Source organism: Arcticibacter sp. (genome assembly GCF_045629565.1).
GTDB lineage: Bacteria > Bacteroidota > Bacteroidia > Sphingobacteriales > Sphingobacteriaceae > Arcticibacter.
The window spans coordinates 1-14,071 of record NZ_JAZQRL010000111.1 but is presented as its reverse complement, the minus strand read 5'-3'; the positions used below and the strand labels follow the sequence as shown (position 1 = coordinate 14,071).

Here is a 14,071-nt window from a genome sequence, read left to right as displayed (position 1 = left end):
TGGTTTCTCTTTTGAATCTCTTATAAAATGGTTTTAACGAGTCTTAAGTCTGTTAAAACGTAAAATCATCTTCAGTTTTAGCAACTTCAACCGGCTGCTCGCTGAACTCATACTTTTTTTCTATAACATCTTGGTGAGCTTTGATATAGTCTACGGTGTCTTTCAGACCTTCGGCAAACTTCTCAAAATCTTCTTTGTACAAAAAGATCTTGTGCTTAACAAAAACCCCGTCCTCAAGACGTTTCTTGCTCTCCGTAACCGTAATGTAATAGTCATTTGAACGTGTTGACTTTACATCAAAAAAATAGGTACGTTTCCCGGCTCTTACTTTCTTTGAAAAAACCTCTTCTCTCTCTTTGTTTTCAAAATCTCCCATGTTATAGTTAAAGTTTGGTTGCGGTAAATATAACGTATAAATATTTAAAGATCAAAATACAATTTATTACACAAATAGTCACTTTTCTTCAGGCAGCTGGTCTTCCAAAAGCTGTTTTTCATAGAGGTACCGGTAAGGGCCGTCTGTTTTTAACAGTTCTTCATGGTCTCCCTGCTCAATAATCTGCCCTTTATCGAACACCAGTATCTTATCAGCGTTTTTTATGGTTGATATGCGGTGTGAAATGAGGATGCTCGTTTTGCCTTGTAAATTAGTTCCCAAATTTCTCAGAATCTCTTCTTCAGTTTTCGTATCGATAGCTGAAAGACAGTCGTCCATCACCAGAATCTGCGGAGACTTAATCAATGCCCTGGCAATGGAAACACGCTGTTTTTGTCCGCCCGAAAGGGTAACGCCCCGTTCGCCCACCAAGGTTTCGAAGTTATGTTCAAATTTCATGATATTGGCGTAAACCGCCGCGTCTTTCGCCGCCTGGTACACTTTCGGCATTTCCGTAGACGCCTCACCAAAGGCGATGTTATTCGCTATCGTGTCAGAAAACAGGAAAACTTCCTGAGGAACAAAGCCCAGCTTACTTCTGTATTGTTTAAGGTCCACATCTGGAAGCGGCACGCCATCAATCAAGATGCTTCCTTCTGTCGGGTCATACATGCGCATGATCAGATTGGCGATGGTTGATTTGCCCGACCCGGTTCTGCCAGCGATGGCGACGAACTGTCCCGGTTCAATCGTAAACGAAACGTTATTCAGCGCTTTGATGCCTGTATCCGGGTAGACAAAGGTGACATTTCGGAATTCAATCTTCCCTTTGATTTGAAGCGGAGATGATGTTTTGGAACGGATGTCAGACTTCGTCTCCAGAAACTCGTTGATTCTCTTCTGAGAGGCTGCTGCCCGCTGAATCAGCGAGGTGACCCATCCGAGCGACATTACCGGAAACATCAACTGGTTTACGTACACCACAAACTCCGCAATATTACCGGCAGAGATGGAGCCGGCCATAACTTCCAGTCCGCCTATATAGATGGTGACAATGGTGCTAATGCCAATGAGCAGCAGCAATACGGGGTAGAAAATAGCTTGCACCTGAACCAGTGCTAGGGAGGTTTTTTTGTATTCTTCACTTTCTTTCGCAAATTTTTCGCGGATATCGTCTTCCCTTCCATAGGATTTAATCACCCGTATTCCGGAGAAGTTCTCCTGAGCGAACCCTGATAAACGGGAAAGTTGTCTCTGGATCTGTTCGCTCCTGGTGTTGATCATAGAGTGGACGTAGTAGATAATGACAGCCATCAACGGAAGTGGCAGCAGGCTGAAAAAAGCCAGCTTCACACTGACGTTGACCATGGAAACGATGATCAGAATGAAGAGGACTATCGTGTTGAGACTGTACATGATGGCAGGTCCTACATACATGCGGACACGGCTCACATCTTCCGTTGCCCTGTTCATCAGGTCGCCGGTGTCATTTCTCCTGTAAAAGCTCATGGAAAGGTCCTGGTAATGCGCGTATATCTCGTTTTTGAGATCATATTCAATATGCCGCGACATCAGAATAATGGTTTGCCGCATAAAGAACAGGAACAGACCCCGAAGGAGGGCTAATGCCAGCACCAGCGCACCGAAGAACAGCAGACTGGAACTAAAAACTTCATAAACTATTTTTTGCCGGTCAAACCCGTCGAACAGCCGGTATACTCCAATGTTTTCGCTTACCAGGTCGAACGCGATTTGTATAACCCTCGCCGGAAGTACGGCAAAGATGTTTGAAACGATTACAAAAATGATCCCCGGAATCAGTCTCCAGCGATACTTGTAGAAGAATTTATTTAGATAGGCCAGATGTTTCATATCCCGTTCTGCAAAAGTACATATTTACTGGAGATCTCCTCTGACCATGTCTTATACAGATAGCTACAAGGCAGGGACCAAGCTCGTATCGGCGTCGGCCTTTGTTCGAATTTTCCCGAAGCTGGTCCGAAGCTGGTACGACCTTGGTACGACGTTGATACGTCACTGACTTTAAGATGGTCTTAGCCTGATCGGAGCGGGAACCAGGCTTATTCATGACGGCGAAGGATAGAAAATATGCGAACCAGCCACAAAGTGCCATGATTATCGCGAAAAAATTACTACTTTTGAAGCCTCATTCCGTCCAAAAAAATATGTCTTTAAAGTCGTTTGAAGAAGGTTCTGTTTTTAATCAGTTAAGTAAGTCATCGCATCAGAACGTTGTGTTCTGCAGTGATGAGGATACAGGATTGAAGGCTATCATTGCCATCCATGATACCACTCTGGGTCCCGCATTAGGTGGAACCAGGATGTGGACTTACAGTACAGAAGCAGATGCATTGAGTGATGTGCTAAGGCTATCACGTACCATGACTTATAAAGCCGCTATCAGCGGACTTAATTTGGGTGGAGGTAACGCAGTTATCATTGGCGACAGCTCTACTGACAAGACGGAGGCGTTAATGCGCCGTTTCGGTCGTTTTATCAAGAACCTTAACGGAACATTCATTACAGCGGAAGATCTGGGTACCACGACCAAGGATATGGAATATATCCGGATGGAAACCCAGTACGTAACCGGCGTTCCTGAAACCCTGGGTGGAAGCGGTGATCCTTCGCCAATAGCAGCCAAAGGGGTGCTGATGGGTATAAAAGCCTGTATTAAAGAACATTTCGGGAATGATAGTCTCGTTGGCCGGTCTATAGCCGTTCAGGGAATTGGTCAGGTAGGCGAGAATCTGGTTCATTTGCTTCGCGAGGAGCATGCGAAGGTTTACGTAAGTGACATCAACGAGGATCGCTTGATGCGTGTAGCGGCCAAATATGGTGCGCAGGCTGTTTCCAACAACAGTCTCCTTGATTTTGAGTTTGATGTTTACGCACCATGTGCAATGGGAGGTACTGTTAATTCGGAAACTATTCCAAAGATGAAGTGTGCAATCATAGCGGGCTCGGCAAATAACCAGTTGGCTGATGAGGACCTGCACGGAAGAATGCTTCTTGATAAAGGCATCCTTTATGCGCCGGATTATCTGATTAATGCGGGCGGGATGATCAACTGCTACTCCGAATTATCCGGATATAGCCGCAAGCGCACGATGCAGCTTGCAGAGAATATCTATTCAGCAACAAGGAGTGTATTGCAGAAGTCTGCCCAGGATCATATTCCGGCTATCAGGGCGGCAGACATCATTGCTGAGAAGCGTATCGCAGACATAAAGAAAATTAAAGGAGCTTATTAGATGTATCAAGTCCGCATTGGCGGAAGATCATCAGTAAGTGGAGTATATTTATTAGAAATCGTTCTTATAACATGTTAAACAGAAGGCAGCTTAGAGTAAAAGTATTACAGGTATTATATGCGTACCACTCTTCAGAAGACAAAGTAGTAAAGGTTTTCGAGAAAAAATTATTAGAAAGCGTAGATGAGGTATACGAGATGTATATCTACCTGCTTGGTTTACTTGTTGATGTTGCCGACTATGTACTTGTTGACGCTGATGAACGTGCGAATAAGCACCGCCCTTCGGAGAGCGACCTGAATGCTAACACCAAGCTTAATACCAATAAATTTATTCAGCTGCTGAGGGAGAACCCGGCCTTCCAGATTAACGCCAAGAAATACTCACTGGCATCCAGTCTTGATCTGGAGGTGACCAAGCAGATATTTAACATCCTGAAAGAATCTGAGACTTATCAGAAATATCTGGAAAGTGAAGATACCTCCCTTCGTGCGGAGAAAGACATCATTAAATATATTTACAAAAAAATCATTCGTGTAACGCCAGGAATTGAACAGACTTTTGAAGAGAAGTTCATTAACTGGCCTGTAGACAAGGAGGTTTTGGAGGCCATGCTCGCCAAGACTTTCAGTAACTTCCAGAGTGAGGTTCCTGCAGAAAATAAGCTTGCCCTTATCAGCTCGTCATGGTCAGAAGACCGGGAGTTTATCCTCGACCTTTTCTCGAGGGTGATTGCATTTGACGAGGAATTCCAGCGGTTTATTTCTGATAAAACAAAAAACTGGGACGCAGATCGTATAGCTATTATTGACATCCTGTTGATGAAGATGGCGATCGCGGAGCTTATTCACTTCCAGGGGATACCGGTTAAGGTAACGATGAACGAGTACATTGAAATCGCAAAAGAGTTCAGTACTCCTAAAAGTAATTTGTTTATTAATGGTATTTTAGACAAAATTTTAGCCGACCTTAAGGCTGCGGGTAAAATCCGTAAGGTAGGTCGGGGATTAATAGAATAAATTTATATGAAAAAGCTTTTTATCATTGCCGTTGCGGGGCTTGCAATTAGTTTATCTGCATGTAACAGCAACACATCATCTAAAGAGAATACACAGGATTCGGTTGCGGCTGATTCCGCAAGTGCGGCCACCATTGTTTTCGAAAGCCCGGTATACGATTTTGGGAAGGCTAAAGACGGAGATAAGGTATCTCACGACTTCAAATTTACCAATACAGGTACAAGCCCGCTGATCATCACAAACGCTTCGGCAAGCTGTGGGTGTACGGTGCCTGATTATCCACATGAGCCGATTGCACCTGGGGCGAGCGGAGTTATCAAGGTTATATTCGACACATCAGGTAAGGTGGGTGTACAAAATAAACAGGTTATTATTGCATCGAATGCGGCAACACCTTCAACAGAACTTTTCATCAAGGGTGAAGTTCAATCTTTAACTAAATAAATTCAAAATGATAGTATCAATCTTACTACAAGCTGGCGGTGCGTCTCAGCTGATGAGCTTCTTGCCAATGGTGTTAATCATCATCGTGTTCTACTTTTTCATGATCCGTCCGCAGATGAAGAAAGCTAAAGATCAGAAGAAGTTTATCGAGGAGCTGAAAAAGGGAGATAGGGTAATTACATCTGCAGGTATTCACGGCAGAATTGTTGATATGAACGAAACCTCTTTCTTAATCGAAGTGGAGAGTGGCGCGAAGATTCGCTTTGACAAGTCGGCGATTTCGCTTGACGCGTCTAAGGCGCTTAATGCTGTTAAAGCTTAGAAATTTTGAATGCCGTCTTTTAAGACGGCATTCTGCTTATTAAGGGAAGTTTGTTATATCTTTATTCTTTATGCCCTTGATAACTCTGAATCGTATTGAAAGACGACGTTTAACAGTGTTTGTTAGCTGTTTAATTGTCGCATTTTCTACCTGGATGATGATTGCATTATCGGGCAATTATATTTACAAGGTTGAATCTAAAGTCAACTATGTGGATCCGCCTGAGAACCGGGCATACCATCCGCTGCAAGACGATAGTGTGACGCTTCAAATAGAAGGCTCTGGTTGGCAATTGTTGTTTTCCAGACTGCGTTTGCAGCCTACGGCAATAAATGTAAGCCTGAAGTCTTTAAATACGCGTAGCTTTATTGTTTTCTCCAATCAACTAGGCGATATAAACAGGCAGTTTGCCTCCAGTCAGAAAGTTATTTCCGTACTTCCAGACACCTTGTTTTTCGATTTCTCCAAGCGCTCGGTTAAGAAGATTCCTATCCGTTTGATGCATAATCTCACTTTTGAAAAGAATTATGGCATTTCCGGTCCCATAAGAATGACGCCGAACCATGTCATTGTCAACGGAGCAACCGAAGACTTGAAAAATATTGAAGTTTGGCCTACGACCATGCTTACGCGGAACGATGTAGATGCGCCGGTAACTGCGAAAATAGGCTTCATGGAGTCGAAGGCTAATAATATTGATGTGTTTCCCTTGTCGGTTAAAGTGGAGATCCCTGTGGAGATGTTTACGGAGAAGATCATAGAGGTACCGGTAAAAGTGCTAAATGCGGGCGGAAGAGAGGTTCAGGTGCTGCCCGAACGTGTGGCTATAACGGTTTTAACTCCGCTTAGTCGCTATCCTGCTATGAAGGTTGATTCGTTTTCCGTGGCTATTGATCTGAAGGACAGGTCGGCAAATAGTTACTCGCAGCTCCCTGTAATGATCCGAAGACGCCCCCAGTTTGTTAAAATGGTGAAAGTGGATCCCCAGGTTGTCGATTTCTTTATAAAATAACCGCATGTTAAAAATTGGAATAACCGGTGGTATAGGTAGCGGAAAAACTACCGTATGCCGCTTATTTGAGCTCTTAGGCGTTTCCGTTTACTATGCTGATGTAAGGGCCAAAATACTGATGCAGACTGACCCTGAGCTGATCGATGGAATTAAGACGGTGTTCGGCCGAGAGGCATATAGCGGACAAACGCTTAACCGGGCATTTTTAGGAGCTATCGTTTTCAATAATGCCGAACGGCTCCAGCAGTTGAATGGTTTGGTGCATCCAGCGGTTTTTCGTGACTTCGACAGGTGGTCTTTTGCTCAAGAGGGGTTATATGTGTTGAAGGAAGCGGCGATTCTTTTTGAAAGCGGATCTTCGAAGGATTGTGCTTATACGATATTAGTTAAGTCGCCGGTTGACCTCAGAACAGCCAGGGTAATGTTGCGGGATGGTATTGGCAAAGAGGAGGTAATAAAACGCATGGACAAACAGATGAGCGATGAAGAGAAGGAGAAACTGGCGAGCTTCGTGATTGTGAATGATGAGACGAAGCCGCTCATACCTCAGGTGCTTGCCCTGCATCACCAAATAACTGATTTAGCATTAATAAATAATGATCATAAATGACTTCCTGGCCTTTACAGAGTCGGGATTATACTGTCGGGCAGGGGATTTTTACCTGGACCCGAAACTGCCCGTAAAGACGGCTGTTATCACCCATGCACATGGAGATCACGCCTGTGCGGGAAATGAACTTGTCTACTGCACCAAGGCTACTGCGGCGATCATGCAGCTGAGACTTAGAAAGAATGCGGCGAAACAGTTTAAGACTTTAGATTTTCATCAGCCTTTTTACATCGGTGCGATAAAGATTACCATGATTGCTGCCGGACATATTCTGGGGTCAGCTCAAATACTGATGGAATACGAGGGCACGAGGTATCTTTATACGGGCGACATCAAGATGCAGGAAGATCCTACCTGTGAACGGATTGATATGGTGCAGGCAGATGTGCTGATAACGGAGACAACCTTTGCCAATCCGGAGGTACTTCATCCCGATCCAATAGAAGAAATCAGAAAGCTTAATGCCAGCAGTCATAATGTATTACTCGGCTCGTATTCGCTTGGGAAAAGCCAGCGACTCGTCAACCTGATAACGGAACATTGTCCGCAACGTTCGGTCCTTTTGCACCATTCCATGGTGGGCATTACGAAATTGTATGAAGATTTCGGTTTCCATCCGGGCAATTACGCTCCATATAACCGGAAATTGATGAAATACCCTGATAAGGGGTTTGTTTATATTGTTCCTCCTCTTACATTTGACTGTTATTTCAGAGCTAAGGGAGTATTGAGAGCTTTCGCTTCGGGCTGGAAGCGTTTGCAGGCTCAGAATGATCTTTCGATCTATATATCCGATCATGCGGACTGGAATGATATTTTGAAATATATAGAGGCTGTAAAGCCTTTAGAAGTATGGACTCTTCACGGGGACGGTGAACACTTGAGACAGCATTTTGCTGGTGTGATGCCGGTTAAATTATTAGTCTGATGCTGGAAGAGCACAAAGACTATTATTTTAATGAAGAAGGGTACATGGTTTTCACGGCTGATTATCACCAGAAGCGGGGATATTGCTGTGAAAATAGTTGTTTAAACTGCCCATGGAATTACGGACAATCAGATAAAGAAGAAAGATTAACCGTTAATTTGAATACAAATGGAATTAGAGAAGGAAATCCATCAGGTAAGATTTAAGAATGATTATCACAAGCTGGTAGTCAATATGATTTATTCTTATAGCTGGGTTACGGGGCTGGTAAAAGAGCGCCTGAGTACTGAACAAGTAACACTGCAACAATATAACCTTTTACGGATACTGCGTGGACAGTTTCCAAACCCTTCAACCATCAACCTGCTTAAGGAGCGTATGCTCGATAAAATGTCTGATGCATCTCGTATAGTGGAAAGGCTTGTGCAGAAAGAGCTGGTAACACGTACCGTGAACGCAGTGGACCGGAGAGCTGTAGATATCCTAATTACCCAAAAAGGACTCGATGTGCTTGCGTATCTGGATCCGGTGGTGACACCTGTAGACATTCTCAAAAACAACCTTACAGAGGATGAAGCCAGGCAGCTTAATGTATTGCTGGATAAGCTGCGAGGATAGTCTTGCTAGTGGCTGTGCATAAAAAAGCCTGTTAGGGCGATAGCGGTGCCGGCCAATACAGCGAGCAGTTTCTTTTTGTTGAAATGATGATCGACGCTTGATTCGAAGAGAATAGTGGTGGAAATATGCAGAAATATTCCGATGACCACAGCCATTATTCGGTCGAAGTAGGCATCGATATTGCCGATGGAGCCGTTGCTGAGCCCGTTGCTCAGGATGTATCCGAAGGGAGACATCAGTGAAAACAAGACGATCATGGCGATGATCATGTTTTTGCTGATCTTGTTCTGCACCAACACGCTTGCAAGGGCGAAGGCCGCGGGAATGTGGTGCAGGGCAATGCCAAACAACAGTTCGTTTTGATGCCCTTGTGTGAGCGGCATACCCTCCAGAAAGGCGTGAAGGCAGAGACTGATGATGATTCCGTAAGGAAAATGATGGTGGCTGTGACCAGCGTTATGCACGTGACCGTGTTCGATACCATCTGAGAACTGCTCGAGCATGATCTGAAACAGAAATCCGCCGAGTATATACAGGCCGATGTTATGGTCGTGCGTCTCGTATACTTCCGGAATGAGGTGTAAGACGGTAATGGCAAACAGATATGCTCCGCTAAAAGATAGTAGGAGCTTAATGCTTTTGGTGTTCTCTTTTTTAAAAAAGAAAATGCTCATTCCTCCCAGGAAACAGCTGGCAAAGAGGACTATCAGCTTCCAGTATTCCATATTTGTTTCATATAAAGGGTGAGGAAGGTAGAGCCAACGACGTAGCCGACCAGTGATCCCAACAGGGCGCCAACGGTTACGTCTACGGGAAAGTGTACGCCTACGTATACCTGGGCAAATGAGATGCTGAAGGCCCATCCCAGAGCCAGGATCGTTATGGGTTTCCAGCGGTGAGAAAAGACTACGATGAGAAAGACGCCGATGGCGAAATGGTTGGTTGCATGCGAGGAGGGAAAGCTAAACCCGCTTCCGCAGTGTACCAGGGAACGAATCTCTTCTCTGAAACCTATCTCATTGCAAGGTCTCAGCCTCTCGAAAATAGGTTTGATCATCGATGCGCTTACGAAGTCGCTTATCGCAAAGGTGATTAGCAGAAAAATGATGCATATCCACCCGAACTTTCTATAATGTCTTGCGAGAAAGACGATCAGAAAGAAATAGAGCGGGATCCAAAAGAATCTGTTCCGGAGCAGGGGCATGATCCAATCGAAAAATGGATTGGCAAGCCCTTGGTTGATCCCGAGAAAGGCCTGGTGGTCAAGTTGCATTAGCTGGTCAATCATCTGCTTTTTTGCAAATAAATATTAATCTGTCGGATGTTGTCTCTTCGTATTCTGACAGTGAATAGTCCCCGTAGTAATGGATTATTTCAAAGCCGCTTAGCTTAAATATTTTTTCGAAGTCGGTGAGTGAAAAAGCGACGACTTCTTCCTTGTACTCATAATGATGGCCCTTGTCTTCAAAGTTAATGGTTTTGATGACTTTGCCGTTACTTACGTGCTTAGTTATATGAAAGTCTATGCCGCTCACTTTCCTGGTCGCCTTATTGGTGAGGTGGCTTAAAATTTTGCTGCTGTTGAAATAATCAAGAACAAGCAAGCCCTCTGGTTTGAGTGATTTACGGAATGCCTGAAGGGCCTTAACGTGATCGCTCTCTGATTCAAAGTAGCCAAAGCTTGTGAAAAGGTTCAGCGCGACGTCGAAATAGTTGATGTATAGCAGGTGCCGCATGTCATGCTCGTAAAAATGAAGTGTTTCATTTTCATAGTGCTTGGCATAAGTAATATTGGAGTGCGATAGGTCAATGCCTGTAACATCAAAACCTTTTTTATTGAGGTAGATGGAATGCCTGCCTCTGCCGCTTGCAATATCGAGGATCCGGGCATTGGGAGCAGGCTTCAGTCGCAAACAAAGGTTATCGATAAAAAACTCGGCCTCAGAATCATTGTGCTGACTGTATAGAATGTGATAGTATGGCGAGTTAAACCAGCTCTGATACCATTTGTCGGGCATATCGTAGAATTTACAAAGTTGCAAACTTACATATTTTTTTATCTCCCTTTAACAACCATAGTAAAAGACGCGTTGGAAGGCAAAACGGACACAGGTATAGGTAAGATGATTTAACTGTTTTATTCTTATTTTTGACGCTCATATAAAAATCTAAACGTGACTCTTATAAAATCAATTTCAGGAATCAGAGGTACTATCGGCGGTAAATCCGGAGATGGTCTAACCCCTGTAGATATATTGAAGTTTACGGCGGCTTATGGCAAGTGGATAGCTGCGAAGACCGGAAAGAACAAGATTGTTATTGGCAGGGACGCGCGTATTTCCGGTGAAATGGTTCGTAACCTCATTGCCGGCACCCTGCAAAGTATCGGGATGGATGTTATTGATCTGGGGCTTTCTACTACGCCTACTGTTGAGGTTGCGGTGCCTTTAGAACGTGCCGGTGGTGGTATTATCATTACGGCGAGCCATAACCCGAAACAGTGGAACGCACTGAAACTTCTTAATGCTTCGGGCGAGTTTATCAATGATATCGAAGGTAAGGAGGTTCTCGAGCTGGCGGAGACGATGGATGATCTTGAGTTTTCGGAAGTAGACTGTTTGGGAACCATCACGATGGATAACAGTTATATGCAAAAGCATATTGATCTGATTCTTGCTTTGCCTCTGGTGAATGTGGAGCTGATCAGAAAGGCGCAGTTTAAGATTGCGATTGACTGTGTTAACTCTTCGGGTGGTATCTTCGTGCCGGCTTTATTGAGAGCTTTAGGCGTCCAGACGATCCATGAGTTGTATTGTACCCCTGACGGCCATTTTCCTCATAACCCTGAACCTCTGCCTGAAAACCTGGTAGCGCTTTCGCAGGAGGTAGTGGCAAAACGTGCCGATCTGGGTATTGCGGTTGATCCGGACGTGGATCGCCTGTGCTTTATCTGTGAAGACGGCTCTGTATTTGGAGAAGAGTACACGCTGGTAGCGGTTTCAGACTTTGTTTTGAAGAAGCAGGGAGGTAATACGGTATCGAATCTTTCTTCGACGAGAGCATTGCGGGATGTGACTGAAAGGGCTGGTTTTACCTACCAGGCGGCTGCAGTGGGCGAGGTGAATGTGGTGAACAAGATGAAGGAGACTAATGCGATTATAGGCGGTGAAGGTAATGGTGGAGTGATCTTCCCTGAATTGCACTATGGCAGGGATGCTCTTGTTGGAATCGCTTTATTTCTGACTCATCTGGCTGAATCTGGTCAAAAAGTGTCTCAGTTGCGTGCTTCTTATCCCAACTACTTCATCTCCAAGAATAAGATGACGCTTAGAGAAGGTATGGACATTGATGCGTTGTTGAAGCAGGTACAGGATAAGTATATCGATCAGCCTCATTCGACCATAGATGGTTTGAAGATCGAATTTGATAATGAATGGGTGCATTTGAGAAAATCAAATACTGAACCGATTATCAGGATATATTCTGAATCGACGTCGGAAGAAAATGCAAACGCCTTGGCAACCAGGTTGATTGCAGATATGAATACAATTTTAGGAGCTTAATTAATAGGATGTAATGCGGGTGTATTTAGATAATGCCGCGACCACTCCTCTTGATACGGAAGTGTTGAAGGAGATGACTTCGGTGATGGAAAACTGTTTTGGCAATCCATCATCAATTCATGGTCATGGCAGGGAGGCGAGATCGCTATTGGAGAAGTCGCGGAAAACAGTTGCAGGTTTGCTGCATGCGGCACCTTCGGAGATTTTTTTTACTTCCGGCGGCACGGAAGCAGATAATACGGCTATCCGGTCGGGAATTGCCAGCTATGGCATTAAGCATGCGGTGACGGCAAGGACTGAGCATCATGCGGTATTGCACACGTTGGAGGACCTGGAGAAGCAGGGGCAGATCCGGCTAAGCTATGTGAACATTGACAGTAAGGGAAATGTTGACCTCGCTCACCTGGAGGAGCTTATCGCGCAGGAAAAGAGCTTGGTGTCGCTTATGCACGCGAATAATGAGCTGGGTACGCTGACGGATATCGAGGCGGTAGGGGAGATATGTGAAAGGCACGGTGCATTGTTTCATTGTGACACGGTCCAAACGATGGGGCATTATCCTCATGATGTTCAGAAGCTGAAAGTGCATTTTCTGGTATGTGCGGCGCATAAACTTCACGGACCAAAGGGAACCGGATTTTTATATATCAACCATCAGGTGAAGATTGCTCCGATGATTAGCGGTGGTGCCCAGGAGCGGAATATGCGTGGCGGCACGGAAAACATCTATGGCATTGTCGGCATGGCTAAGGCCCTGGAGATTGCATACAGGGATATGGATGAGCATCATCAGCACATTCAGGGTATCAAGTCTTATATGAAAGAACAGCTGGAGACCATACAGGGTGTTAGTTTCAACGGTGAAACGGATCCTTCTTTGAGCCTGTACACGGTGTTGAATGCATCTTTTCCGGAGATGGAAATGGCTGATATGCTGTTGTTTAATTTAGATATTTCGGGTATATCAGTTTCGGGCGGCAGTGCCTGCAGTTCGGGTACGAACATCGGCTCGCATGTGTTGGAAGCCATCGGGGCAAGTCCGGACAGGCCAGCGATCCGATTCTCCTTCAGTAAGTTCACTACAAGAGAAGAAATTGATTTCACCATAGCGAAGTTGAAGGAAGCCCTGGCCGTTTAATATCGTGGGGCTAATGTAATATTTCTTATTTCCTCAAACAATGTACCTGTATGCGTTTGTTAGTAAGGGTGTTAAACCTTTAAACTGATTGATGTATGGAACTATTTGAAGAAAAGTATCAGGAAAGAGAGCGAATAGCGGAAACCTATTCCGGCCCTCAAGACGAAGATGATATAACACCTCTTGATGATGAAGATGACAGCGACTTTGATCTCGACGTTGATGAAATAGATGACGATGAAGATGATGATATCGTTGCACGTGATATGGATCCTGATGATGACGACGATGATCTGATTGCAGACGATGACCTCACGGAGGATGATGACTTTGCTGATGACGATGACATTATTCTGGACGATGATGATGATGAGGAAGATATCGTTTTAGACGATGATGATGAGCCGACCACTGCAAGCAATGCCCCTCAGCATCTTAATTCGCCTGACACGGGATTTTCGTCCCGGTTGGAATCCAGAAGGTCAGATCCCATTGTAGGCCATGAGCCAGGAACCGGGTCCGGAGGTGATCTTTAAGCGTTTTGTTTCACTAAAACGCCCCGTTTGCATGTTGCAGACGGGGCGTTTCGGTGTAGCAGCAGGCGTCTGCCCGCATGGATACGTTAGTTATTCATCAGTGAAATGAAGTTGGAGATTTTGCTTTTCATTTCTCTCCGGTCTACGATGAAGTCGAGGAAGCCGTGCTCCAGTACAAACTCTGAAGTCTGAAATCCTTTAGGAAGGTCTTTTTTAATGGTTTCTTTAAT

At 44.7% G+C, this 14,071-nt stretch carries 17 protein-coding genes and 1 pseudogene; 12 read left to right on the top strand and 6 right to left on the bottom strand.

Translation table 11 applies throughout. The annotated features are described in order from the left end of the window. Positions 1-52: 52 nt before the first annotated feature. Both ACKI5J_RS14995 and ACKI5J_RS14990 read right to left on the bottom strand, forming a co-directional pair. Positions 53-376 (bottom strand): DUF3276 family protein, encoded by a 324-nt coding sequence (locus tag ACKI5J_RS14995; RefSeq protein WP_106290833.1) that lies wholly within the window; start codon positions 374-376, stop codon positions 53-55. Between the two features lie 78 nt (positions 377-454). After that, positions 455-2,248 (bottom strand): ABC transporter ATP-binding protein, encoded by a 1,794-nt coding sequence (locus ACKI5J_RS14990; protein ID WP_407430294.1) that lies wholly within the window; start codon positions 2,246-2,248, stop codon positions 455-457. A gap of 314 nt (positions 2,249-2,562) precedes the next feature. On the opposite strand from ACKI5J_RS14990, the gene ACKI5J_RS14985 reads away from it, so the two are divergent. From ACKI5J_RS14985 to ACKI5J_RS14945, 9 genes are all read left to right on the top strand, one after another. Continuing rightward, positions 2,563-3,651 (top strand): Glu/Leu/Phe/Val family dehydrogenase, encoded by a 1,089-nt coding sequence (locus tag ACKI5J_RS14985; protein ID WP_407430293.1) that lies wholly within the window; start codon positions 2,563-2,565, stop codon positions 3,649-3,651. Between the two features lie 71 nt (positions 3,652-3,722). Then, a complete protein-coding gene (gene nusB, locus ACKI5J_RS14980) occupies positions 3,723-4,670 on the top strand; it encodes a transcription antitermination factor NusB (protein WP_407430292.1) in 948 nt (315 codons plus the stop codon). A 6-nt stretch (positions 4,671-4,676) separates the two neighbouring features. Continuing rightward, on the top strand, positions 4,677-5,114 hold the full coding sequence (locus ACKI5J_RS14975; protein WP_407430291.1) for a DUF1573 domain-containing protein: 438 nt from the start codon (positions 4,677-4,679) through the stop codon (positions 5,112-5,114). 7 nt (positions 5,115-5,121) lie between these two features. Next, positions 5,122-5,436 (top strand): preprotein translocase subunit YajC, encoded by a 315-nt coding sequence (gene yajC / locus ACKI5J_RS14970; protein ID WP_407430290.1) that lies wholly within the window; start codon positions 5,122-5,124, stop codon positions 5,434-5,436. 154 nt (positions 5,437-5,590) lie between these two features. Next, positions 5,591-6,448 carry a hypothetical protein gene (locus tag ACKI5J_RS14965; protein WP_407430289.1) on the top strand — a complete coding sequence of 286 codons (858 nt, stop codon included), beginning with the start codon at positions 5,591-5,593 and terminating at the stop codon, positions 6,446-6,448. A 4-nt stretch (positions 6,449-6,452) separates the two neighbouring features. Continuing rightward, positions 6,453-7,058, top strand: a complete 606-nt coding sequence (gene coaE, locus ACKI5J_RS14960) for a dephospho-CoA kinase (protein ID WP_407430288.1) — start codon at positions 6,453-6,455, stop codon at positions 7,056-7,058. Beyond that, the gene (locus ACKI5J_RS14955; protein ID WP_407430287.1) at positions 7,045-7,986 is read left to right on the top strand and encodes an MBL fold metallo-hydrolase; all 942 of its coding nucleotides are present in this window, start codon (positions 7,045-7,047) and stop codon (positions 7,984-7,986) included. Before coaE ends, ACKI5J_RS14955 begins: the two co-directional genes overlap by 14 nt. Further along, positions 7,986-8,192, top strand: coding sequence for a DUF5522 domain-containing protein (locus tag ACKI5J_RS14950; RefSeq protein WP_407430286.1), 207 nt, complete (start codon positions 7,986-7,988; stop codon positions 8,190-8,192). Before ACKI5J_RS14955 ends, ACKI5J_RS14950 begins: the two co-directional genes overlap by 1 nt. Further along, on the top strand, positions 8,155-8,604 hold the full coding sequence (locus ACKI5J_RS14945) for a MarR family winged helix-turn-helix transcriptional regulator (RefSeq protein WP_407430285.1): 450 nt from the start codon (positions 8,155-8,157) through the stop codon (positions 8,602-8,604). The genes ACKI5J_RS14950 and ACKI5J_RS14945 overlap by 38 nt, the downstream gene beginning before the upstream one ends. A 5-nt stretch (positions 8,605-8,609) precedes the next feature. Here ACKI5J_RS14945 and ACKI5J_RS14940 read toward each other — a convergent pair whose 3' ends face one another. From ACKI5J_RS14940 to ACKI5J_RS14930, 3 genes are read right to left on the bottom strand one after another with little or no spacing between them, the layout of a single operon-like run. Further along, positions 8,610-9,329, bottom strand: coding sequence for a ZIP family metal transporter (locus ACKI5J_RS14940; RefSeq protein ID WP_407430284.1), 720 nt, complete (start codon positions 9,327-9,329; stop codon positions 8,610-8,612). Beyond that, positions 9,311-9,892 (bottom strand): phosphatase PAP2 family protein, encoded by a 582-nt coding sequence (locus ACKI5J_RS14935; RefSeq protein WP_407430283.1) that lies wholly within the window; start codon positions 9,890-9,892, stop codon positions 9,311-9,313. Before ACKI5J_RS14935 ends, ACKI5J_RS14940 begins: the two co-directional genes overlap by 19 nt. Next, entirely contained in the window at positions 9,885-10,646 is a 762-nt protein-coding gene (locus ACKI5J_RS14930) for a class I SAM-dependent methyltransferase (RefSeq protein WP_407430282.1), read from the bottom strand. Before ACKI5J_RS14930 ends, ACKI5J_RS14935 begins: the two co-directional genes overlap by 8 nt. A gap of 132 nt (positions 10,647-10,778) precedes the next feature. On the opposite strand from ACKI5J_RS14930, the gene glmM reads away from it, so the two are divergent. From glmM to ACKI5J_RS14915, 3 genes are all read left to right on the top strand, one after another. Further along, positions 10,779-12,167 carry a phosphoglucosamine mutase gene (glmM, locus tag ACKI5J_RS14925; RefSeq protein WP_407430281.1) on the top strand — a complete coding sequence of 463 codons (1,389 nt, stop codon included), beginning with the start codon at positions 10,779-10,781 and terminating at the stop codon, positions 12,165-12,167. A gap of 13 nt (positions 12,168-12,180) precedes the next feature. Continuing rightward, positions 12,181-13,305 carry a cysteine desulfurase family protein gene (locus tag ACKI5J_RS14920; RefSeq protein WP_407430280.1) on the top strand — a complete coding sequence of 375 codons (1,125 nt, stop codon included), beginning with the start codon at positions 12,181-12,183 and terminating at the stop codon, positions 13,303-13,305. Between the two features lie 95 nt (positions 13,306-13,400). Beyond that, positions 13,401-13,841: a hypothetical protein gene (locus ACKI5J_RS14915; protein ID WP_407430279.1), complete on the top strand. Its 441-nt coding sequence runs from the start codon at positions 13,401-13,403 to the stop codon at positions 13,839-13,841. 86 nt (positions 13,842-13,927) lie between these two features. On the opposite strand, the pseudogene ACKI5J_RS14910 reads toward ACKI5J_RS14915, so the two are convergent. Then, positions 13,928-14,071 (bottom strand): annotated as a pseudogene (locus ACKI5J_RS14910) (acetyl-CoA carboxylase carboxyl transferase subunit beta); the annotation flags it as partial.